General features: G+C 45.6%; 23 protein-coding genes. 12 read left to right on the top strand and 11 right to left on the bottom strand.

Annotation, left to right across the window (positions count from 1 at the left end; all coding sequences use genetic code 11):
• Positions 1 to 32: 32 nt before the first annotated feature.
• Positions 33 to 488, bottom strand: a complete 456-nt coding sequence (locus DPF90_RS13675; RefSeq protein WP_114786925.1) for a hypothetical protein — start codon at positions 486 to 488, stop codon at positions 33 to 35.
• Positions 489 to 1,100: 612 nt separating this feature from the next.
• Here DPF90_RS13675 and fliD point away from each other — a divergent pair.
• The 11 genes from fliD (at position 1,101) to DPF90_RS13620 (ending at position 9,717) form a co-directional block, all read left to right on the top strand.
• Positions 1,101 to 2,447: a flagellar filament capping protein FliD gene (fliD, locus tag DPF90_RS13670; RefSeq protein WP_114786891.1), complete on the top strand. Its 1,347-nt coding sequence runs from the start codon at positions 1,101 to 1,103 to the stop codon at positions 2,445 to 2,447.
• Between the two features lie 9 nt (positions 2,448 to 2,456).
• The gene (fliS, locus tag DPF90_RS13665; protein ID WP_114786890.1) at positions 2,457 to 2,843 is read left to right on the top strand and encodes a flagellar export chaperone FliS; all 387 of its coding nucleotides are present in this window, start codon (positions 2,457 to 2,459) and stop codon (positions 2,841 to 2,843) included.
• Positions 2,827 to 3,141, top strand: a complete 315-nt coding sequence (locus DPF90_RS13660) for a LafD (protein WP_114786889.1) — start codon at positions 2,827 to 2,829, stop codon at positions 3,139 to 3,141. Before fliS ends, DPF90_RS13660 begins: the two co-directional genes overlap by 17 nt.
• A 2-nt stretch (positions 3,142 to 3,143) precedes the next feature.
• Positions 3,144 to 4,157, top strand: a complete 1,014-nt coding sequence (locus tag DPF90_RS13655) for a flagellar hook-length control protein FliK (protein ID WP_114786888.1) — start codon at positions 3,144 to 3,146, stop codon at positions 4,155 to 4,157.
• 20 nt (positions 4,158 to 4,177) lie between these two features.
• The gene (locus DPF90_RS13650) at positions 4,178 to 4,675 is read left to right on the top strand and encodes a flagellar basal body-associated FliL family protein (RefSeq protein WP_114786924.1); all 498 of its coding nucleotides are present in this window, start codon (positions 4,178 to 4,180) and stop codon (positions 4,673 to 4,675) included.
• An 11-nt stretch (positions 4,676 to 4,686) separates the two neighbouring features.
• Positions 4,687 to 5,415: a FliA/WhiG family RNA polymerase sigma factor gene (locus tag DPF90_RS13645; RefSeq protein ID WP_114786887.1), complete on the top strand. Its 729-nt coding sequence runs from the start codon at positions 4,687 to 4,689 to the stop codon at positions 5,413 to 5,415.
• Positions 5,416 to 5,424: 9 nt separating this feature from the next.
• A complete protein-coding gene (gene motA, locus DPF90_RS13640) occupies positions 5,425 to 6,279 on the top strand; it encodes a flagellar motor stator protein MotA (protein ID WP_114786886.1) in 855 nt (284 codons plus the stop codon).
• Between the two features lie 2 nt (positions 6,280 to 6,281).
• Positions 6,282 to 7,277, top strand: coding sequence for a flagellar motor protein MotB (locus tag DPF90_RS13635; RefSeq protein ID WP_114786885.1), 996 nt, complete (start codon positions 6,282 to 6,284; stop codon positions 7,275 to 7,277).
• Positions 7,278 to 7,325: 48 nt separating this feature from the next.
• Positions 7,326 to 7,613, top strand: coding sequence for a hypothetical protein (locus DPF90_RS13630; protein WP_114786884.1), 288 nt, complete (start codon positions 7,326 to 7,328; stop codon positions 7,611 to 7,613).
• Between the two features lie 156 nt (positions 7,614 to 7,769).
• Positions 7,770 to 8,723: a catalase gene (locus DPF90_RS13625; protein WP_240314520.1), complete on the top strand. Its 954-nt coding sequence runs from the start codon at positions 7,770 to 7,772 to the stop codon at positions 8,721 to 8,723.
• 460 nt (positions 8,724 to 9,183) lie between these two features.
• The gene (locus DPF90_RS13620) at positions 9,184 to 9,717 is read left to right on the top strand and encodes an Ail/Lom family outer membrane beta-barrel protein (RefSeq protein ID WP_114786882.1); all 534 of its coding nucleotides are present in this window, start codon (positions 9,184 to 9,186) and stop codon (positions 9,715 to 9,717) included.
• Positions 9,718 to 9,864: 147 nt separating this feature from the next.
• Here DPF90_RS13620 and DPF90_RS13615 read toward each other — a convergent pair whose 3' ends face one another.
• The gene (locus tag DPF90_RS13615) at positions 9,865 to 10,635 is read right to left on the bottom strand and encodes a substrate-binding periplasmic protein (protein WP_114786881.1); all 771 of its coding nucleotides are present in this window, start codon (positions 10,633 to 10,635) and stop codon (positions 9,865 to 9,867) included.
• Positions 10,636 to 10,913: 278 nt separating this feature from the next.
• Here DPF90_RS13615 and DPF90_RS13610 point away from each other — a divergent pair, with 278 nt between their 5' ends.
• Positions 10,914 to 11,915, top strand: coding sequence for a metal-dependent hydrolase (locus tag DPF90_RS13610; RefSeq protein ID WP_114786880.1), 1,002 nt, complete (start codon positions 10,914 to 10,916; stop codon positions 11,913 to 11,915).
• On the opposite strand, the gene DPF90_RS13605 is transcribed toward DPF90_RS13610, so the two are convergent.
• From DPF90_RS13605 to flgE, 9 genes are read right to left on the bottom strand one after another with little or no spacing between them, the layout of a single operon-like run.
• Positions 11,912 to 12,955 carry a flagellin gene (locus DPF90_RS13605; protein ID WP_114786879.1) on the bottom strand — a complete coding sequence of 348 codons (1,044 nt, stop codon included), beginning with the start codon at positions 12,953 to 12,955 and terminating at the stop codon, positions 11,912 to 11,914. The genes DPF90_RS13610 and DPF90_RS13605 overlap by 4 nt on opposite strands.
• Before the next feature lie 13 nt (positions 12,956 to 12,968).
• The gene (flgL, locus tag DPF90_RS13600) at positions 12,969 to 13,865 is read right to left on the bottom strand and encodes a flagellar hook-associated protein FlgL (protein WP_114786878.1); all 897 of its coding nucleotides are present in this window, start codon (positions 13,863 to 13,865) and stop codon (positions 12,969 to 12,971) included.
• Positions 13,866 to 13,880: 15 nt separating this feature from the next.
• Positions 13,881 to 15,254: a flagellar hook-associated protein FlgK gene (flgK, locus tag DPF90_RS13595; RefSeq protein ID WP_114786877.1), complete on the bottom strand. Its 1,374-nt coding sequence runs from the start codon at positions 15,252 to 15,254 to the stop codon at positions 13,881 to 13,883.
• Positions 15,255 to 15,800 (bottom strand): rod-binding protein, encoded by a 546-nt coding sequence (locus DPF90_RS13590; RefSeq protein WP_114786876.1) that lies wholly within the window; start codon positions 15,798 to 15,800, stop codon positions 15,255 to 15,257.
• Positions 15,801 to 15,809: 9 nt separating this feature from the next.
• Positions 15,810 to 16,916 carry a flagellar basal body P-ring protein FlgI gene (locus DPF90_RS13585; RefSeq protein ID WP_420855764.1) on the bottom strand — a complete coding sequence of 369 codons (1,107 nt, stop codon included), beginning with the start codon at positions 16,914 to 16,916 and terminating at the stop codon, positions 15,810 to 15,812.
• A 53-nt stretch (positions 16,917 to 16,969) separates the two neighbouring features.
• A complete protein-coding gene (gene flgH / locus DPF90_RS13580; protein WP_114786875.1) occupies positions 16,970 to 17,638 on the bottom strand; it encodes a flagellar basal body L-ring protein FlgH in 669 nt (222 codons plus the stop codon).
• Positions 17,639 to 17,668: 30 nt separating this feature from the next.
• Positions 17,669 to 18,454: a flagellar basal-body rod protein FlgG gene (gene flgG, locus DPF90_RS13575; protein ID WP_114786874.1), complete on the bottom strand. Its 786-nt coding sequence runs from the start codon at positions 18,452 to 18,454 to the stop codon at positions 17,669 to 17,671.
• 21 nt (positions 18,455 to 18,475) lie between these two features.
• A complete protein-coding gene (locus DPF90_RS13570) occupies positions 18,476 to 19,207 on the bottom strand; it encodes a flagellar basal body rod protein FlgF (RefSeq protein WP_114786873.1) in 732 nt (243 codons plus the stop codon).
• A gap of 11 nt (positions 19,208 to 19,218) precedes the next feature.
• Positions 19,219 to 20,415, bottom strand: coding sequence for a flagellar hook protein FlgE (gene flgE / locus DPF90_RS13565; RefSeq protein WP_114786872.1), 1,197 nt, complete (start codon positions 20,413 to 20,415; stop codon positions 19,219 to 19,221).
• Between the last annotated feature and the right edge of the window lie 2 nt (positions 20,416 to 20,417).

Here is a 20,417-nt window from a genome sequence, read left to right as displayed (position 1 = left end):
TTGATTGGTTCGTGTTTTAATGGCGAAAAAGGCTAGTTAAGGTCAATTTTTCTGGCTTTAATTTTTTGCGTCTTTTCGGCCTGTGAGGTGATGTACTGAGCTTTGGTCGTCACTCGGCCGCTGCGACCATCATAATGCGTTGAGGCCTTATTACTTTGCAAGGTGACGGATTTTGTGCCTTCCAACACCACCTTTTCTGCTTTGATCACTAGCTCTCTTTTATCAAGACAAGAGAAATAAATGTCTCGCAAAATAGGCAATGACGGATCGCTGTTCATAAACTCAATCTTGCATTCGAGCTGATTATCGATCGCCAAATTAATCTGCGCGCGGCTAAATGGTCGGCCAATCGAGGCCCAAATAGGTTCACCTGCTGGGTTGTCTTCAAAATCAACGTTGACTTGTTGGCTGTCAGGGTGGATCTGTTTGATCTGTCCGAAACGTGCGCAGCGAAAAGCTTGATCAGAACCCAGAATAGTCGCGCTCATGGCCATCATACTCATAAAATAATCAAATGTGAGGGCGAATCTACCACCACACGTGCCAAATGAAAAGTGTCCAAATGACAGCCAAAATAGTGATTTTCACTAGTAAAACCTTCAATTTAAAACCAAGATTTACGCCGCCACTCGTTGATAGACCACAAACCAGCCAGACAAAAAGCATTTTTAGACTATGAAATTAATTTAAAATACCGTACTAGTTCACATATTTTTTGAACTTGATTTGACAGCCAACAGATTTCTTCGAGCCATCCACCATCGTCAAATCCCCTTCACAGGCCATAAGCCTCACGCTTCACTCTTCTACACAGTACCAAGGCCTGTTTTTCGGCTTAATCAAACAAAGCCACAGGTCGCCTCAATCGATTGGGGCAATCCTACTAGGAAGCTTTGCAAAGACAGCAGGAAATAGCGGAATACTTAAATGGGAAAAACCACTTCCGCAACCGCCTGATTTTAGAAGCAAAGTGCTGATTTATAAAGATTTAATAGCTGGCACTTGTCTTGCAAAACTCCTAGTTTCGAATTGTGTAAATCAATGGATCAAGTCTGGTGTATCCCCAAAAGGCGGAGCGCAAACAGCAAAGGAGTATTCAAATGAGTTCAATCGTTCCAACCAACATGGCAAAACAACTAGCGACCTTTGATGTGCAGCCATTTAAGCAGCGTTATACCAAGCAAGCCTCTCAGTACCAATCAAAGCTTGATGCACTGGGTAAAGTGGAATCAGCGCTACGTGAGTTTCGCACCGCCGTCAACGAGATGAACAATAGCAGCTCTGGGATCATCAAAAACAGCGCCAAGGTGTCAAGCGAAGGCGTGTTAACCGCCAGCGCTGAATCGAATGCACTGACAGGAAGCTACCAAATTTTTGTCCAAAGGGTGGCAACCTCTCATCAAGTTTCAGTTGGAATGCCTGAGAAATTAGAGCCAAGCACCCAAGTACCGCTAACGGGCACACTGACATTAGAAGTCGATGGAAAAGAGTTGCTGCTTGATTTATCCGGCTTAGACAGTGATGGCGATGGCCAAGCCAGCATTGCTGACCTCGCTTCTGCGATTAACCACCATGAAGATAACCCCGGCGTAAACGCAACCTTGGTGCGCTCTGGTGGTAAAACCCACTTTATGCTCTCTAGTGAAGAAACGGGCGAAAAGAACACCGTTAAGGTTTCTGCCTCTGGCACAGGTGAAAGCTGGTTTGAAGATGCATTTACCAGTCTCAAGACGCTCAGCCCAGCTAAGAATGCCATCATTTGGCTTGGAGAACAGGGCTCTGGGCTCAAGCTTGAAAATAGCAGCAATACTTTTAATGATGCGATCGATGGCGTTGAGCTCACTGTCACCAAAGCACAAGGTGCAGGCGACGCGCCGCTCACCATGAATGTTAAAGGTGATAAAGAAGGCACTAAGGAGCAAGTCACCCAGTTTATTGATGCCTACAACGCTTTGATGTCAACGCTCGATAAATACAGCAAAGTCGATGTCGAAACCAATACTCGCGCCGCATTGGCAAGCGACCCTACTCTACGGTCAATTGAAAGCCAAGTGAAATCAGCCATTCGCGGCGAGTTTGCTGGTATGAGGCTTAGCCAAATCGGCATAGAAATTGGTCGAGATGGCAAAATGAAACTCGACACCGACAGCTTCGAGAAAGCGCAAACCAACAACAGCGCGGCGCTTGAAGATATGTTCAACGGCGATGATAACTTGCTCGACTCGCTTGATACCTTAATTAAGCCCTACCTGCAATTTTCCGATGGCTTGTTTAAATCACGTAAAAACGCACTCAAGCAAAACATTGATCGGATTGAAGACAAAAAGGTCTCGCTCGATCGCAAGTACGACATGTCATACGACCGCTACCTCAAACAGTTTACCCAAATGAACGCCATCATGACCCAAATGAATCAAACCAAATCATTGTTTGGGCAACCACTTTAGGAGATTTTTATGTTAATGGATTCAGGTTACAGCTCTTATCAACAGGTTGATCTCGACGCACAAGCTGCTGCAGCTAACCCTCATCAATTGGTGGTTATGCTGATCGATGGTTTACTCAACGAAGTTGAACGCGTGCGCGGACACATTACCTCAGGCCGATTGGCAGAAAAAGGCGCAGGCATCAATAAGTGTATGAATATTTTGGTTGGTCTTGATAGCGCACTAGATAGTGATAACGGTGGTGAAATCGCGCAAAGCCTTCACCAGCTTTATGACTTTTGCCAAATCGAGCTTTACCACGCCAGCGTCGATAACAATATCGACAAACTGACTAGCGTTGAGCATGTGATGAACAACATACGTGAAGGATGGATGAGTTTTGGTCAGCAAGCATAAAGTCTCCCCCGAGCGATTTCGCCATCTTGCTCAATTGATTCACATTGCAACCAAGACTCAAGACTGGCACTCGCTAAAACGTTATGACCTGCAGTTAAGGGAGCTGCTCAAGGTTCATAAACCCTATCTTAAAGAACCCAACTTTGTGGGAGTAATTGCCGATGTCAAAGCCGAGCATAAGGCCGCGATTGAGGCACTTGAAAAAGCCATGGGTGAGCTGCAAACCGACATGAATGTGGTGAACGCTCAACACGAAAGAGCGCAAGCCTATCATTTGGCCATGAATCTGGAGTATTAGCTATGCAAACGCTATCACTTGACGCCCCGCAGGCGGCAAAAGCCCCCAATGCGCAAGGCTTGGTTAAAAAGGCCAATCCAGCCAGCGCTGACAAAACGCCCAGTGACTCGTTTTCGCTCAAAGCGGCCAATTCGAGTAAGTCCCGACATTCTGTCAAATCCGCTCATGCTACCCAAGAGAGTACCAAAGAAGCGACAAACCAAGCGGACGCTGCGCAGCTTTTGGTAGACATGCCCAATGCACCAGACATTCATTCAGTACTCGCCTTAGCTCATGCGCAAGATGTAAAAGGGCACAATGAGCCAGTTACTCTCAAAAGTTTAGGCTGTAACAAACCTATGACTGCGGCAGGACCAACCATCACTGCCCTGCAAGAAGGGATTCATCAGTCTGTACAGACTAACTCGGCTCAGGCCAGCAATCATCTCACTGCTTCAAGCAAAGTCGCTTCTGTCACTAGTGTACCTGTGGATAGCCCCTCATCTTTAACTATGACGAACCTAACCACTGGGTTAAACGCTGCGCCAAGTGCTCCAGCCGCTCCGGCGCAGGTCAGTATAGGCGTTGAAAGTGCAGCACCTACAGCACAATGGGCCGCAATCAAGGTAGATACAAATTCAGCGAAATGGGGCGAGCAAATGATACAAGTGCTGCATGACAGAGTCTCGGTTCAAGCTCAGCAAAACATGCAGCAAGCACAAATACGCCTCGACCCACCTGACCTTGGCAAGATGGACTTATTGGTACGCGTTGAAGGCGACAAGCTAAGCGTGCAAATTAATGCCAGTACTACAGCAACGCGGGAAGCTCTGATGCAAGTCTCAGACAGGCTTAGAGCCGAGCTACAAAATCACAATTTTTTGCATGTCGATGTCAATGTAGGCTCTGGGGATACCCCGCGGGATTCATCCAATCATCCCAACGAGCAACAGGCAATGATTATTGACAGCAATGAGCATTCAGACCACCAACTTTCTCTTAGCCCATCGGAGCATTGGCTCAGTACTCACGCTTAATTAGGAATAGCGCAATGACTATGACAAAAAAACAACTGATCGCGGTATTTACCGCCATGATCCTCACCAGTGCTCTGGTTTCTGCTGCTACCGTCTTTGGCGGTATTTGGTTGGTAAAGCAATCTCATGAGCAAGCCAACGCCGACTCTTGGGTGGAGGATTCACCACTCGCTTTTTTAACTGACGATCCTGACCAAGCGTTTCAGCCCAGTTTTCATCCATTAGAAAAAGTGGTGCTGAGTATCAAAGGCAAGCGCCAGTCGCACTTTGTGATGTTGGGTTTAGCCGTGGAAACCCGTCGGCCACAACGCATCGCCAACATCAATGATTACATGCCTGTGGTACGTCACGCGCTGCTTAAACTCTTTAGCGATAAAACGTATGAAGATTTACGCCAAGATGGAGCCATTGAACAACTGCAAAATGAAATCAAACAAACTGTGTTACTTGCCTTTCAAAAAACCGACATAGTGCGCGATATCGATGATGTGCTGCTGACCAAATATGTCGTGCAGTAAGGAGTTACGTCATGTTGGATATGAACGTTGAACAAGACTATGTCATGCAAAGCCAATCGCTTGCTGATCACAGCTCAATCGATGAAGCAGCGCTACTGAAAAAGCATACTGTACTGGTGAACCGGATCGTCAATCAGCTTAGGGTTCATGTCAGTCCACATTGCAGTGTGGAGGACATGCAGCAAATCGGATTAATTGGTCTGCTTGAAGCTGGAAGACGCTATGGTGATGTTGACGATGACCACTTCCCAGCCTTTGCCGTTTGCCGGATTCGAGGCTCTATTCTAGATGAGTTGCGCCGCCTTGATTGGCGCTCTCGCCAAACCCGTCAGCAAGCCCATGAACTCAATGATGTGACAAGGGATTTAATGCGCCGGCTTGGGCGCCAACCCTCGGACGCAGAAATCATTCAAGCGCTCGGCACAGACAAAAAGGATTTACTGACAAGGCAAAACGCTGCACTAGCGGGTGAAATGCAAAGTCTAGATCAGCTGATTGAAAACGGCGTCGATACTCAGTCCAATGCCATTTACGACGGCATGGCTCATGAGCATACGCGCCGCAGCCTTGAAGCTGCATTAGCCAAATTGCCCCAGCGCGACCAGCTTTTGATGACCTTGTTTTATCAGCACGAACTCAATCTTAATGAAATCGCTTTGGTGCTGGATTTAACGCCACCAAGAATTTGTCAGCTACATAAAAAAGCACTCAAACAACTCAATTATTACTTATCCTCCTAGGAGTCACACATGCAAAAGTTTTTTGGAGCAATCACCGTCTTACTCTGTGTCTTTGGCGGATATATGTGGGCAGGCGGCCAGCTTGGCGCCATTTGGCAGCCTGCTGAATTTTTAATTATTATCGGCGCCGCAGCAGGCTCGCTGATCATCGGAAACCCACCTCAGGTATTAAAAGAAATGCGTCACCAAGTCAAAGCGACCATGTCAGCGCCAAAAGAGGAATACCAGTATTATATGGAGCTTATAGCGCTGCTTAACCATTTGCTTGAAATCGGACGCAGCCGAGGGTTTAAATTCCTCGATTCGCACATCGAAGCGCCTCACCACAGTTCAATTTTTCTCGCCTACCCCAAAGTGGGAGAAGATTATCGGCTGATTTCTTTTATTACCGACAATTTGCGCTTAATGGCAATGGGACAAATGTCGCCTCATGAATTAGAAGGCCTTCTAGAGCAAGAAATAGAAGCCATCCAAACCGAAATGCTACTGCCTTCGCGCTCTATGCATCGAACCGCTGAAGCCTTGCCCGGTTTTGGAATTCTTGCCGCCGTTGGAGGCATTATTATCACAATGCAAGCCATCGATGGTTCGATCGCACTGGTCGGCTACCATGTCGCCGCGGCGTTGGTCGGGACTTTTATCGGTATCTTTGGTTGTTACTGCTGCCTTGATCCATTAAGCAATGCGATGGCTCAACGAGTAAGACGTAACATGACAGCGTTTGAGTGTGTCAGAGCAACATTGGTCGCTTATGCGGCGAAAAAGCCTACATTATTGGCTATTGATGCGGGTCGTAAACACATTCAGCTAGACATCAAACCAACATTTAACCAAATGGAGAAGTGGCTCGCTGAGCAGGAGTAAACATGCAAAGACAACAACAGGTTGTGTTCAAGCGAAGCAAGGTGCTCGAGCACGATGACTATCGCGGCGGAGCGTGGAAGGTCGCATTTGCAGACTTTATGATCGCCCTCATGGCCCTATTTTTGGTCCTATGGGTGATGCAAATTGTCGATAAAGAAGATCGCAGAGCAATTATGGCTCACCTTCAAAGCGCAAGCGTGTTTGACAAAAGTAATGGCAATCCATTTGATACTCTTAAGAGTATTTCACCGATTGATTTAGCAACCGATTCTTCGGTGCCAAGTCGACATGACTCCAATCATATTGTCAGCTCCTTTTTTCAAGGTGATGGCGATGGCCCAGAAACCGATTCTCTGATTCCTGGCAAGTTCGACACTCAAGCGCGATTGGCCGCACTGGCCAAGGTAATTGAAGACCTAGTCAAACAAATTAATGCCCAAGGTAATGTTCATATATCGGTGACACCTCAGGGCCTGAGAATCGTTTTGCAAGATGATGAGCGACAATTCATGTTTAGCCGCGGCGCATCAAAACTGACGCCATTTTTTCAAGATCTGTTGTTGGCTTTAGCGCCTGTGTTTAAAAAAGTTGAAAACCCGATTATCATCAGTGGCCACACAGATTCGACACGTTACATTGGGCACTTAGATCGTCGCTCAAACTGGGACTTATCGGCCTCGCGAGCCAATGTAGCTAGACATACTCTGGTCGCCGGCGGCATGCCAGACGAGCGCGTATTGCAAGTGACGGGAATGTCGGACAAAGCTTTGCTCAATGAAGCCGAGCCTGAATCGAGCGAAAATCGCCGCATTGAACTCTTTGTGCTAACCACACCTGCAGCGAAAGTCTTAGAAACGCTTTTTTCTAATAGACCGAATAATCCAATCGAACAGGCAAAGCAACAAGCTAAAGAGAACCAACCTGTGGTTCGTCAAAAGGTGATTGATGCACGCCAAGCACCTTCGAAAGCTACACCACCGCCTCTTCAACAACTTTAACCTCAACAGGCGCCCTAGGCGCCTGATAACTCAAGCGTAATTATCCACATGCCTCAATTTGTTCATCAGCCCGTGAAAAAAGATCCACTGCGTAAAGCCTTCTTATGGCTTATCGTTATCGACTATGGATTGTTGTCTTTATTTCTCTTCCAGTTGTACGAACTGACACTGAACGGTGGCACAGCCATCAGTACCTTACTGGTCATCTATAACGTGCTGCTGAGCTTTTTGTGCTTTCAGCGTACCGATCAGCGTGACGCCTATATTATTTATCCTACCTTGTCGGCTACCTTATTAGCCTTTGTCTGCTTCCTGTATTTTTTCTTTCTTGTCTAATATTTAAAACCATTCTTGGGGCTTCCTTCTGCTTAGGATTTCCCGCACTCTGTAAAATTTAGTTACTTAATTGTCATTATTTTCTATACATAACGATTCTTTTCTGATACAAAATAAATTGCACACAATTAAATTGCCCAAAACAGGAATAGAATTATGTTGAATAAAGTTGCCTTAGCCACAAGCCTAGCGATTATGAGCACACCAAACTTAGCTCAAGAACAAAGAAGCCCAGCGCAAAATCTGGATACATTTGAAAAACTGTTTGGCGTTACCGAAGGAAAACGCAGAAATCACACCAAAGGTTTTTGCTTTGAAGGTGAGTTCACACCAACCGATAGCGCTGTGAGCCAGTTGTCCAACAGCCCAATCTTTTCTGGCACCTCCAAAGTGTATGGCCGTGTCTCTCACAAAGGTGGAAAAGCGAACCCTGCTGATAATCAACCTAGTCACTACGGTCTAGCATTTCAAATCACCACCGCTGATAACCAGACCCATATGATGAGTATGAATACGGAACATTTCTTTCCAACCTCAACCGTGGCTGACTTTATGGCCTTTCTTGCAGCCCAAGCAGAGGGCCCAGAAGCAACCAAAGCATTTGTGAAAGCTCATCCAGAAATTCAAGAATATAAAAAATATCACTCAGTGTTGAGTAATGAGCTGCATCCCTATGAAGGGGCAACCTACAACAGTATTAACACCTTTTACTTAGTGAGCGAGCAAGGAAAGAAAACTCCTGTGCGTTGGTCATTTGTCCCTTCTGGAGAACATGGCATAGTCAAAACACCGCAAGCAGATTTCTTCTTGGACAATATGCAAGCCAATATCAAAAATGGTCGCGTATCTTGGGATATGGTGTTGACTATCGCCAATCAAGATGACGATATCTTAAATCCGCATATCAAATGGAGTGATGACAACCAGCAAATTACCGTTGCAAGTTTGACGGTAAATAAAGCGGTTGCTGAAAGCGAGGGAACTTGCGCCAATATGAACTTTGATCCTATGGCGATCAGTCAAGGCTTTGCTCCATCAGAAGACCCTATGCTGGCAGCGCGCTCTGCAGTCTATGCCGTTGGGCTTGGAAGAAGGCTTTCTGAGCAGTAATGGAAGGGAGGGATCTCCCTCCCTCAATCAAACCAAGTGTCAATTTCTTTGAGAATCCCATCACCATATTCAATCATTATTTATAGCAAATAAGTCAATAAACCTGCTAATATACAGACTTTTAATCATTGATATGGATTATACTTTCACGTTTCGTTACTTTAGTTTTATTTAAAGTAAGGTAAAAGGCTAAATAACCCTCCATTCAAACTCGTGCAGAACATCTCAATCGATCGGAAAGTTAACAAAAGCACAAAAACAACATCAAAATTAACAAAAATTAAACATATATTTCAATCTATTTTATAAATGAATTACCCTGAAACATATATTAAAGAAATGTTACAATATTCCCCTTCCTTAGGTATTGGTATTACAAATCCACGCTATTAACATCATTGTTAGTAGTTATTTAACTATTCTTCCGAATGTTCGGATGCCTATTACTAAAGAGAAATATATGAAAAAGACCATCACTATTGCTGCACTGCTTAGCGCTGCAGCTATCAATGCCCAAGCGGCCGATCACACTATCAGCCTAGGTTATGCTCAAACTGACATCGAGCATGTCAATGAAGAACTGCGTGGCCTAACGCTGAAGTACCGTTATGAAGGCAACGGCCCAGTAGGCTTTATTGCAAGCCTTACCGGAACGGCTAATACTGACAATCAGCTTCGAGTCGATCCAGGACCAACTGTGACTACGGTTTCAGAATCAACACGCTCTTATGGAAGCTTCCATATCGGCCCAACATACCGTATTAATGAAGTAGTCAGCGCTTATGCAACCGTTGGTTATGCTCGCTTTGAAGTAGAAAACAAGCAATTAGGCCGTACAACATCAAAACTTGAAGATGAAAGTTTTGCCGCAGGGGGTGGTTTTGAATTCAACCTTTCGAGAAGCTTTGCCATCAACACGGGCGTGGAGTTCAGTGAGCACCTAGTTGATTCTAGAGCACTGACTTATTCTGTCTCTCTTGGCTACCGTTTCTAATTGTTTAGAATGAGTGTCATGGCAAGCTAAGTTGGTCATCAACCAGATGAACAGTATTAGTAAGCAACAAAAAATCCGATATCAAACCTTTGGTATCGGATTTTTATTCGGTTTAGATGCCATATAGAGCATCAATAATTGATAACATCATTCGTAACGACTGACAATTTCATTCAGCTTTCCTGAGTCTGCTAACTGTTTTAGACCTCGGTTGATAATTTCAGCATAATCTTTAGATGTGTCTCTATTTGGCGATAAAGCAATAAACAGTCCTTCACCAGGAAGGCATCCTACACTTTTAAACTCAGCCTCCCATTGGGAGTCCGAATTTTTTTTATACGTCGCTACGTTATAGGGGAATACTCGCCAATCCTCCAACACAGTATCAATTTGGTTACTCTTAAGCTGCTCAACTCGTGTCTTGGTAATATCCATCCCTGAGATTTGCACAATCGACTTGTCCCCTTGATTGTGGTTTTTCACGATATAGTCATCAAAGTACTCACCATATGAATACGCATTAACGACAGATATTTTGCGATCTTTTAAGGTGTCCTTACCAAAATATTTCCATGGATCGTCTTTTTTGACAAAAAAGCACATTTTAGAAATTTGAATCGGCTCGGTGTGGAAAACAAAATCTGGCGCATCGCTTATGTATGCACCAACTATGCCGTCATACTTTCCACTGCGTGTCATCTTAATTGCCCTAGCCCAATTCACTAGCTGATAATCAAGTTGATGACCAGATTGTTGTAAAATACTGTCAATCGCATCGACCAAAATACCTTTATCGTCTGCGGATGGTTCGCAAGTATATGGGCACCACAAATCAGCACTTAAGATCACTTGGTTGCCCTTTACGGGTCCTGTTGCCACGAAAAGAAATAGAATCAAGCTCAAGACCTTTGGCATCATGCCTTCCCCTTTGTCTTCAATAAATGCTTTGAGTAAAGTCTAGTCTAAAAATCAGATTCAGAGCATCACACCAGCTAAAGCTTAGGTTTTAACATCATGAATCATTTGAAGTTGTGTTACATAAACTCACGCCCTAACCACTGAGTTAACCTAAGTGAAATTAGAAAGACCTTTTAGGAAAAATCACTTGAAAAAGCCAATACCGTGGCGCATCACTCACTTTGGTCATAATCTGCAAGATATGATGGCAGTATCGATAGTTAGCGATTGGAGAAGTGATGGATCCATTAACACAAGGTTTACTTGGCGCCTCGTTGCCACAAGCAGCCAGTAAAAAACAGCACTTAGTTGTCGCTGGGCTACTAGGATTACTCTCTGGCATGGCTCCCGATCTAGATACGCTTATTCGGTCATCACAAGACGCCTTGTTGTATTTAGAATTTCACCGTCAGTTTACCCATTCACTGCTGTTTATTCCCATAGGGAGCCTTATTTGTGCACTGGTTTTACATCCGATTATTGCTAGAAAGCGCGGACTATCATTTCAACAAACTTGGCTGTATTGCGCATTAGGCTACGGCACACATGGCTTACTTGATTTCTGCACGTCTTACGGTACTCAACTTTTCTGGCCATTATCTAACGAGCGTTATGCTTGGAATACCATCTCTATTATCGATCCTACGTTCACATTACCTATCCTTGCCTTGCTTATACTCACCTTAGTCAAGACAAACTCATGGTTTGCCCGACTCGCTGTTTTTTGGGCTCTGCTTTATCCGGTATTTGGCTTAATGCAAAAAGAAAGGGCTGAAGACGTAGGCTGGCACGTTGCAAAGCAGAGAGGGCATGAGCCATTGAGATTGGAAGCAAAGCCCAGTTTTGCCAATATCCTTGTATGGAAGATCGTTTATGAAACCAGTGAAGAGTATTTTGTCGATGCGGTTCGAGTTGGTAAATCAACGCAAGTGTACCCCGGCGAGTCAACGCTTAAGCTCAACATAGAAAGAGACTTTCCTTGGCTTAGCCTCCAATCCCAACAGGCTAAAGATATTGAACGCTTCCGTTGGTTCTCACAAGGGTTTATCGCGCAAGATCCCAACAACCCGCTGAGGATCATCGACGTACGTTATTCTATACTGCCTAACCAGCTAAAAGCGCTGTGGAGTATAAAATTATCACCCTCAGCCAGTGTTGACGAACATGTTAAGTTCAATACTCACAGGGACAGTGATCCTAGCACCAGAAAAGCCTTCCTTAAGATGTTATTGGGCAGCTAGTTTCGCAGCAGCGCCACCACAGAGTGACGCTTAACATTAGCTTGTGCGCTGAGCGCCATCAAGGCTGAAGAAAAACTGCCACTTTGTAAATCAAGAGCTTTGAATTTATCTTCGACTTGATTGGCCGAAATCACCGAGGCTTGCTGGTGTAAAGTCTGTATTTGACCATTGAGTTCAGCTTTGATCGAATTTGCCTGTTCCAGCCCTGTGCGTGTTTGCCATAAAAGCTTGTTCACCTTCGCAATACTGCGTTTAAGACCCTCACGAGATCCAAGGTCAAAATTCAGCTCAGCAATACCCTCTGGCTCAGCTTGTAAAGTCATCACATTCGATTGCCCTGCGGGGAAACGATGGCCTTGACCCGCGACTCTTACCTGCTTTTGCATCTGGCCGTATGCTTTTTCAGGAGCTTCAAAGATAATGCTTCCTTGTTCAGAAAGAGACGCGCGTAATCCAAGTGGAATCAAACTGCGGTCGAGCATTTTAACCACTTGTTCACCATTGGCTTGGCCATCAAAGTCAACCATTACAGACTGCCCATGAGGAAAATCCAATCGAATCTGCTCAGCTTTGCCACTTAAACGATTGACATCGAGCCCCGGAATGGAAAACCGGCGTATATCCGCCCGATTCAATTTTAACTCTAATTGATTATCAATCACTTTTTGACCATCAAACCGAGAAGCATCTAGGGTTTGCTCAATGATTTTCTTCGCACCTGATAGGCCTTGCTGCAAAGATGATGATTGCGCATGACCCATTTGCATGGCACGTGTCAGACCTTGCTTTATTTTGCTAAGTTCAACACCTATTACCTGATAAGAACGTGTAGCGATTTGCACCGAGGTTGCGTTTTGCTGCCCTTGAGTCAGCATCATGCCTGAGACCGAATACGATGCTGGCATATATTGATGAGCTAACGCCTGAGGACGACTTAGGTCACTACTGGGCTGTGACGAGCGCGGAGGTGAAATCGAGGTTCTATCATGTGTAGCCAAGGCCACATTGTGAGGACGAACCTCTACTGTACTCATTACCATCTTGGTGCTCTCGTTAGATACGATCAAATAGATTCAAACCATCGATTTTTACATAGCTGGCTTGAGTGGCCTGTAACGCCGTCATATAACGGCTCAAACGCACCGACGCTTCACCATAATCAAGCATAGACAAATCCCCCTTCACCTTATCGACAAACAACTGATTTTCACCATGCGCACTATTCATCAAATCAAGATTATTATGACGGCCACCTATTTCCGTGATCGCAGCTAAAACCTGACTTGACGTGTTTTCAATCGTGGTTAATGCGTCCTCAACCGCTCCTCGAAATGCGGTACTTGGTGACTTAAATTCTGCAATCACAGTATCCAGTTGGTTAAGCACGTGATTACCACCAAGATCGAGGATTTCTGCGGCTGTCATATTCGCTTCCATCGTCACCCCTTTGGCCACTGTCACCACCCGCTTATCACTATTGCCCTGTATGGCATAGCTTCCACCAATGTCGGTTAACGCAGGGATACCCGTCTTGGTACCAGAGAAAAGGTAACGTCCTTCTTCATCTTGGGCATTAAAAGAAGAGATAACCGACGCACGCAAGCTTTCTAATTCAGTGATCATCCCGGTACGCTCAGTGTCCGACAGCGTACCATTTGCTCCCCAGAGGACAAGCTCGTTCATTCTCTTTAGGCTCTCATTCACCGACTCCAAATGAACTTCCTGACTGGTCAGCGCCGTTTTCACATTGGCAATATTGCTTTTGTACTGACTAATCGCAGATCCTTCACGATCGAGGTTAAGCAATTTAACCGATGCCATGGGATCATCAGACAACTTAGTTAAGCGCTCGCTGGTTGACATTTGCTGCATTACTTTGCCCAAACCGGCATTATTCAGTTGCAGACTTTGCAACATCATCTGGCTAAATTGAGTATCACTGATTCGCATCTTAATTCCCTGCAATTAAAATATGTTGAGGATTGAGTCAAACAACTGATTCGCTGTACTGATCACTTTCATATTGGCTTGGTGAACATGAGAAAATGTCATCAAGTTTGCCGCTTCTTCATCGCTGTTGACTGCACTGACGTTATCACGCGCAGCGACAGCTTGTTGTTTCATCGCCAGTTTAGCTTGCTCGTCTGCATTCGCCTGACGAGCTTGAATAGCGGTTTCGCCGACTATGGCAGAAAATGCATCATTAAGACTGACAGAGCCAAAGCCACTGATCGCCACGCTTTTATTATTCACAGCAATAAGCTTGTCGAGCACATCTGCATTACCTGGGTTTCCGTCAGCAGACAGTGCAAGCTGCTCTGGTTTGAGATCGGTGATGTTTAAGCTTGCCGCTGGATTTGCTGGATCATAAGTAAATAAATGCTGTCCATTATCTCGATTAAGATCCTTGCCCGTGACAAGCAAATCGTTAAATTCGTCAGCCAAAGACCTAGCCATATCGTCAATCGCACCAAGATAGGGTTTAAGAACTTGAGTTTGATAATCAGACAGCGCACCGATTTGACCACCTAAAGACCCTGTCGTGGCAAAACTTTGCTCGCCAAACTCAACTTGGACTGCAGCTAAGTAAGAGTCACTAGGATTAGGGATGGCTTTAAGCTGCGCGGCATCTGCGCCCATAACCAAAGGCTGACCAGATGACAAAGTCACTTGAAGGCTACCATCGGCCTGATTGGTGGTTTTTATCGTGACCACCTTAGACAACTCGCCAATGAGATTATCGCGAGTATCCAGAAGTTGCGCTGGGTTTCCTCCCGTACCCTTGGTTTCAACTATTTGTTTGTTGATATCAGCAATATTACTCATCAAGCTATTAGCATGAGCTATAGCCGCATTGCGCTGATCATTCATGTCTTTATGCTGATGAGACAAAGATTCTGTTAGCGTGTTAAAACGTCTTGCTAACGCTTCGGCTTCATTAATGATTTGCTGACGATAAGGAACAGATTCGGGTTTGACCGTGGCATCGTTAAGTGCGGAAAACAAGGTATCTAATCCCGCCGAAAGATTAAAGCCATCAGCGCCCAGAGTGTTTTCTAACTGGCTCATATTAGTGCTATAACGGGAAGCATAAGCCGACTGACTTTGGGTCGCCCAAGTCTGTTTGATAAGAAACTCATCCGTTACACGGCGAATACTAGTGACTTCAACTCCCTGACCTGCACTGAAATTATCATGCTTTGAACCCGCTACCGATGCCATCAGCGCTTGCTGGCGACTGTATCCGGGCGTATTTATATTGGAGACGTTTTGTGCTGTAACATCCAATGCTACCCGATTGGAATTCAGACCAGACATGGCAATATTGACCAAGTTCATTTACAGTTCTCCCATGCGATTGAGTGGCTGAGCAAATGCTGTCGTCACACTAGCTTCACTCAAGACTTGTCTTACTGAGGCGACCGACTCTCCAATAGAGTGAAATGATTGTGATGGCTGGGGGTCTGATTGATGTCTATGCTGTGACCTATCTTCCAAACCTAGCACTTTGTCATTTGCTGGTGCTTGAACTGCCGAGAGTTTAAATTCGACTTCCGACATAGAAGGACTCAGCTGTTTTACCAACATATCTGCAATCCCAGAACCTTGTTTCTTTGCCATTTCTATCGCCAATTGGCCATCATACATATCACAAAACACACCTTGCTGTTGGCTAGAAAAAGGACTGTCTTCATCAGCCAGTACATCACTACTCGAACGCATCTGGCGAAGCACCATTTGCAAAAACATGGCTTCAAATTGGCCAGCCACTTTTTCTAACGCTTGCTGGGAATGGGGGTTTTGCTTTATCTGGTCGAGGGCACTGTTATCGTGATAAAGCACAGAGCTCACTGATGATTTTTGGCTTAATTCGTCTAATTTCATCACTCCCCCTTAAATCACCACTAATTCAGCGTTTAACGCACCCGCTTCATGCAGTGCCTGTAGAATAGACATAAGATCGGTCGGCGTAGCGCCCAAGCTGTTCACGGCATTGACTATGGTATTTAGCTCTGTGCCAGGTGGCCAAATCACCATTTGCGCGCGTTCTTCTTTGATATCTAGCTGTGAATTATCAACAACTTGTGTCTCTCCTTGAGCAAAGGCATTGGGCTGACTTACCTGCTGAGACTCAGCAACCGTCACGGTCAAGTTGCCATGGCTAACAGCAGCTTCACCAACTTTGACATTTTTGCCAATTACGACTGTGCCAGTGCGAGAATTAAATACCACCCGAGCAGGCTTACGACCCTGAGCGACACTGATTTCTTCCAGCATCGACATCATAACCACGCGCTGTTGACTATCTTTCGGCGCTTTGACCGAGACTCGAACATTATTTTCGGCCACCGCCACTTCGGGGCCAAAGATATTATTAATTTCTCGGCTAATATTCTTGGCTGTGGTAAAGCTTGGTTTTCTTAGGTTGAGAACCACATTATCGCTATCGGAAAAGTCGCTTGGCACTTCACGCTCAAGGATTGCTCCGCCCGGTATCCGTCCTGACGTAGGTGTATTCACTACCACTTTAGAGCCACTGTTTCCCTCTGCAGACACGCCTCCAACTACAAGGTTGCCTTGCGCCACTGCATAAACCTCACCATCGATACCGCGCAGTGGGGTTAGTAGTAAAGTTCCACCGCGTAAGCTTTTTGCATCACCAATCGACGACACCACAACATTGAGCGCTTGTCCAACCCCAGCCATTGGCTCAACAGTGGCAGTCACACTGACAGAGGCGACATTACGCAGCTTTGGGTTGGTATTATCATCAATCTGGACCCCAAACTGACGTAACATGTTGGTGATAGATTGAGCTGTGAATTTAACTTGGTTGCGATCGCCTTGACCATCAAGCCCCACCACCAGGCCGTAGCCAACGAGCTGATTTTGACGAACGCCCTGAATATCGACCAAATCCATCACTGGGATCTTCACTTCAGCATGTGCAGGGATCATCACCCACCAAAGTGCAACCACTAGAGTGCTTGAGAATGTCATACTCATGCTGAGTAAACTCAAGCGATTAATACATCGAATCATAATTTTTTTCATTACAACGGCATCCATGGACTGTTAAAGAACTGGCTAAGCCATCCAGGGGCATTGCTATCTGATAAAGCTCCCCGCCCTGAATAGGTAATGCGAGCATCACCAATCCGAGCAGAAGACACCTGATTGTTTCGGCTAATATCGTCGACACGCACCATCCCTGTCAGGCGAATAAACTCATCGCCTTGGTTAAGACGAATCCATTTTTCGCCACTGATACGCAGCACACCATTTGGCAACACTTCATGAACGGTTACGGTTATCGCTCCTTCAAGCTTATTGCCTTGAGAACTTGAAGCACTGCCATCAAAGCCGCGATCGGCGTCTAAGCTGGCCGCCAACTCATCAATTGTCTTAGTACCAAACGTAGGTGCTGCAAAACCAACACTGGAGCTCTTGCCATATTTTGTATCAGCTTTCTTGCTTGATTCTGTTTCTTCAAACAGTAAGACAGTGAGCATGTCGCCAACACGATATGCCCTTCTGTCTTGAAACAAGGTCATGGTGTACTGATGACGATAGAGACTTCCCTTACTTGCAGCAGGCAAGGAATAATCCAGCTCTGGAGGAGCATATTTCTCTTCATCGGGTTTAGGAGGAGTGAATTCCTGACGACCAGCACATCCGGCAAGTAGGATGACAAGCGGCAAGAGTCTCAAAAATACCTGCATTCCTTGTTCCTTTTTTTCTTCAATGATCCATTACAAAGACTGAGCAACGAACTTGAGCATATCGTCAGCAGCAGAAACAACTTTGGCGTTCATTTCATAGGCGCGCTGCGTGGTGATCATATCCACCATCTCTTCGACGACCTGCACATTAGCGCCTTCTAATGCCCCTTGCTTAATATGACCAACCCCATCTTCACCCGCGGTTAGCTCATCGGCTTGACCACTCGCAGCTGTCTCTCGGAACAAGTTTCCACCAATGGCTTCAAGTCCTGCTGGGTTGATAAATTTTGCCAAGGTAATTTGACCCAGATCTTCAGGATCATTGCTGTCTGTCGTGGTCGCCGATACCGTGCCGTCCACACCAACGGAAATAGATAGCGCATTTGCAGGGATCTGAATCTGAGGCTCTAGAGGTAAACCTTGGCTATTGACCATCAAACCTTCAGAATTGACATGAAACTGGCCATTACGTGAGTACATGATTTGGCCGTCTGTATTTTCAATCTGAAAGAAACCTTGACCCATCACAGCAAGATCTAGCTCTTGATTAGTATTTTGCGTATTTCCCTGGGTGAAGACCTTTTGTGTTCCCACCACACGGACACCGCTGCCAAGTTGAACCCCCGTTGGCAATTGATTGACTTGATCAACAAGAGATCCTGGTTGACGCTGAATGCTATAAAATAAGTCTTCAAATACCACGCGATCGCGCTTAAAGCCGACCGTATTTACATTGGCTAGGTTATTTGAAATGGCAGTCATTTTGGTATCTTGCGCTGCCATGCCCGTTTTACTAACCCATAACGCTGAATGCATTGTCTACTCCTTGTCTTGCCGCTAACGCGGTGATATTAGTTTGTTTCCAGCCTGAGCAAGTGTCTCGGCGGTTTTCATCATGCGTACCTGCATTTCAAAGTTACGCGTCAATGACATAACATTAAGCAACTCATCAATCGCAGATACATTACTACCTTCAATATGTTCAGAGGCAATTTGTACTGTCTCGTCTTGAGCAAAAGGATTGCCGTCGACGCTGTGAAGTAGGCTATCACTGCGCTTTTCAAGTAGAGCGGTATCTGGATTAACCAGTTTCAAGGTCCCAACTTCAAGCTCAGCACCGCCTCCAGGAGGGATGACTGAAATACGCCCACGCTCGCTAATCTCAACTTTTTGATAATCGGGGAGTAGTAAAGGTCCACCATCACCAATCACGGCAAAACCGTTAATGGTTAATGCACCATCTTGATCCACCCTAATATTGCCAGCCCGAGTGTACGCTTCTTGCCCTTGTGTTGTTTGGACAGTCAAATAACCCTCTCCCATCACAGCGACATCCAGTGCTCGACCGGTTTTAATCACATCACCTGAGTCAAATCGAGTCGATGCAGAGTTGGTTACGGCTAAAGTACGACCATCGAAACCTGAACCTTGCAGGGGAACACTGGCTACGCGTTCCATATCTGCGCGAAAGCCAGCCGTATCTGCGTTGGATAAGTTGTTTGAACGAACATGTTGCGCTTTAAGTACCCGGCTCGCACCTGAGGTGGCAGTAAATAACAAACTGTCCATATTAAACTCCGTTAGACTGCGTTAAATAACGCTTGGGTTAGCTTGTCATTGGTCGAAATTGTCTTTGCATTAGCTTGATAGTTGCGTTGCGCCGTCATCAGATTCACCAGTTCACTGGTTAGATCAACGTTAGATTGCTCAAGAGAGCCTGAAGTTAGACCACCCAGCGTACCAGCACCGGGAACACCAATCACAGGGGCGCCAGAGCTAAAGCTTTGAGTCCAAGCCGTACCACTGAGTTTTGATAGCCCTTGAGGGTTAGCAAAATCTGCCAGCACTAATTGCCCTTGAAGCTGTGATTGACCATTGGTGTAGGTTGCGTAGACCATGCCATTGTCTTCAACGCGCACACCGGCAAGCTCTCCTGAGGTATAACCATTGGGATTATTGGTACTGACGCTAAACTCCGTTCCAAACTGCGTGCTACCCGACAAGTCGATATCGATATTGATAGGATTCGCGCCCGCAGCAGGGAAAGAGACATTGTAGGCGTTGACCGGTGAGACTAAGGAACCATCGGGGTTAAATGTCATAGTAATCGATGATATCGGTGTCTTGTTACCATCTGCCAAGGTATTAACTTCCCATGAGTTATCACTGGTTTTGGTGAAATACTGAGTTACCGTATGTGGCTTGCCCTGAGAATCAAATACCTTAGTGGTATAGGAGGAGTGAAAAGAGTTGGTGTTTTCAGAGTCAAAAGCAATAGCACTCGTATCAATGGCCTCATTGGTCGCATCAAAATTAGCGACAAACTCCATTTTGTTAGTCGCCTGCGCCGCCAGTGATGATGTAGAGATCCTGATATCCCCTGTTACACCCGTGAGCAAGTTGTTGTTGCCATCGACACTGTAACCTTGCAGCTTAGCGCCAGTATTGCTCATCACATAGTTGTCTTTGTCAGTATTGAATACCCCTGAACGTGTATAAAGCGTCTGGCCAGCACTATCTTTGGTGATAAAAAAACCGCCACCGTTTATGGCTAAATCCATCGCTCGACCAGTGCTCGTCACCGAACCATTTGTATCAAAATTCTGCGAAATAGCTGCGACTTCAACGCCGCCTGGTTGCATGCCATTGTAGACAGCAGCAAACTCGGTGCGTGCACCTTTAAATCCATAAGTCGATGCGTTAGCGATATTGTGGCTGATGGTGTTCAGCTCGGTATTTGTCGCATCAAGGCCACTTAGGGCAATATTAAAACTCATAA

The sequence above is a fragment of the Vibrio tetraodonis genome, from assembly GCF_003350295.1.
GTDB lineage: Bacteria > Pseudomonadota > Gammaproteobacteria > Enterobacterales > Vibrionaceae > Vibrio > Vibrio tetraodonis.
The sequence above is the reverse complement of the archived record's forward strand: the minus strand, read 5'-3'. Positions and strand labels throughout refer to the sequence as shown.

Excerpts from the sequence above, each read along its gene's own strand:
- DPF90_RS13605 (WP_114786879.1), bottom strand. The coding sequence starts at position 12,955 with ATGGTAATGAGTACAGTAGAGGTTCGTCCTCACAATGTGGCCTTGGCT.
- DPF90_RS13650 (WP_114786924.1), top strand. The coding sequence starts at position 4,178 with ATGACAAAAAAACAACTGATCGCGGTATTTACCGCCATGATCCTCACC.
- DPF90_RS13645 (WP_114786887.1), top strand. The coding sequence starts at position 4,687 with ATGTTGGATATGAACGTTGAACAAGACTATGTCATGCAAAGCCAATCG.
- DPF90_RS13620 (WP_114786882.1), top strand. The coding sequence starts at position 9,184 with ATGAAAAAGACCATCACTATTGCTGCACTGCTTAGCGCTGCAGCTATC.
- DPF90_RS13630 (WP_114786884.1), top strand. The coding sequence starts at position 7,326 with ATGCCTCAATTTGTTCATCAGCCCGTGAAAAAAGATCCACTGCGTAAA.
- flgK (WP_114786877.1), bottom strand. The coding sequence starts at position 15,254 with ATGAACTTGGTCAATATTGCCATGTCTGGTCTGAATTCCAATCGGGTA.
- DPF90_RS13570 (WP_114786873.1), bottom strand. The coding sequence starts at position 19,207 with ATGGACAGTTTGTTATTTACTGCCACCTCAGGTGCGAGCCGGGTACTT.
- fliD (WP_114786891.1), top strand. The coding sequence starts at position 1,101 with ATGAGTTCAATCGTTCCAACCAACATGGCAAAACAACTAGCGACCTTT.
- DPF90_RS13610 (WP_114786880.1), top strand. The coding sequence starts at position 10,914 with ATGGATCCATTAACACAAGGTTTACTTGGCGCCTCGTTGCCACAAGCA.
- DPF90_RS13655 (WP_114786888.1), top strand. The coding sequence starts at position 3,144 with ATGCAAACGCTATCACTTGACGCCCCGCAGGCGGCAAAAGCCCCCAAT.
- fliS (WP_114786890.1), top strand. The coding sequence starts at position 2,457 with ATGTTAATGGATTCAGGTTACAGCTCTTATCAACAGGTTGATCTCGAC.
- motA (WP_114786886.1), top strand. The coding sequence starts at position 5,425 with ATGCAAAAGTTTTTTGGAGCAATCACCGTCTTACTCTGTGTCTTTGGC.
- DPF90_RS13675 (WP_114786925.1), bottom strand. The coding sequence starts at position 488 with ATGAGCGCGACTATTCTGGGTTCTGATCAAGCTTTTCGCTGCGCACGT.
- DPF90_RS13625 (WP_240314520.1), top strand. The coding sequence starts at position 7,770 with ATGTTGAATAAAGTTGCCTTAGCCACAAGCCTAGCGATTATGAGCACA.
- DPF90_RS13590 (WP_114786876.1), bottom strand. The coding sequence starts at position 15,800 with ATGAAATTAGACGAATTAAGCCAAAAATCATCAGTGAGCTCTGTGCTT.
- flgH (WP_114786875.1), bottom strand. The coding sequence starts at position 17,638 with ATGCAGGTATTTTTGAGACTCTTGCCGCTTGTCATCCTACTTGCCGGA.
- flgG (WP_114786874.1), bottom strand. The coding sequence starts at position 18,454 with ATGCATTCAGCGTTATGGGTTAGTAAAACGGGCATGGCAGCGCAAGAT.
- flgL (WP_114786878.1), bottom strand. The coding sequence starts at position 13,865 with ATGCGAATCAGTGATACTCAATTTAGCCAGATGATGTTGCAAAGTCTG.
- DPF90_RS13585 (WP_420855764.1), bottom strand. The coding sequence starts at position 16,916 with ATGACATTCTCAAGCACTCTAGTGGTTGCACTTTGGTGGGTGATGATC.
- DPF90_RS13635 (WP_114786885.1), top strand. The coding sequence starts at position 6,282 with ATGCAAAGACAACAACAGGTTGTGTTCAAGCGAAGCAAGGTGCTCGAG.
- flgE (WP_114786872.1), bottom strand. The coding sequence starts at position 20,415 with ATGAGTTTTAATATTGCCCTAAGTGGCCTTGATGCGACAAATACCGAG.
- DPF90_RS13615 (WP_114786881.1), bottom strand. The coding sequence starts at position 10,635 with ATGATGCCAAAGGTCTTGAGCTTGATTCTATTTCTTTTCGTGGCAACA.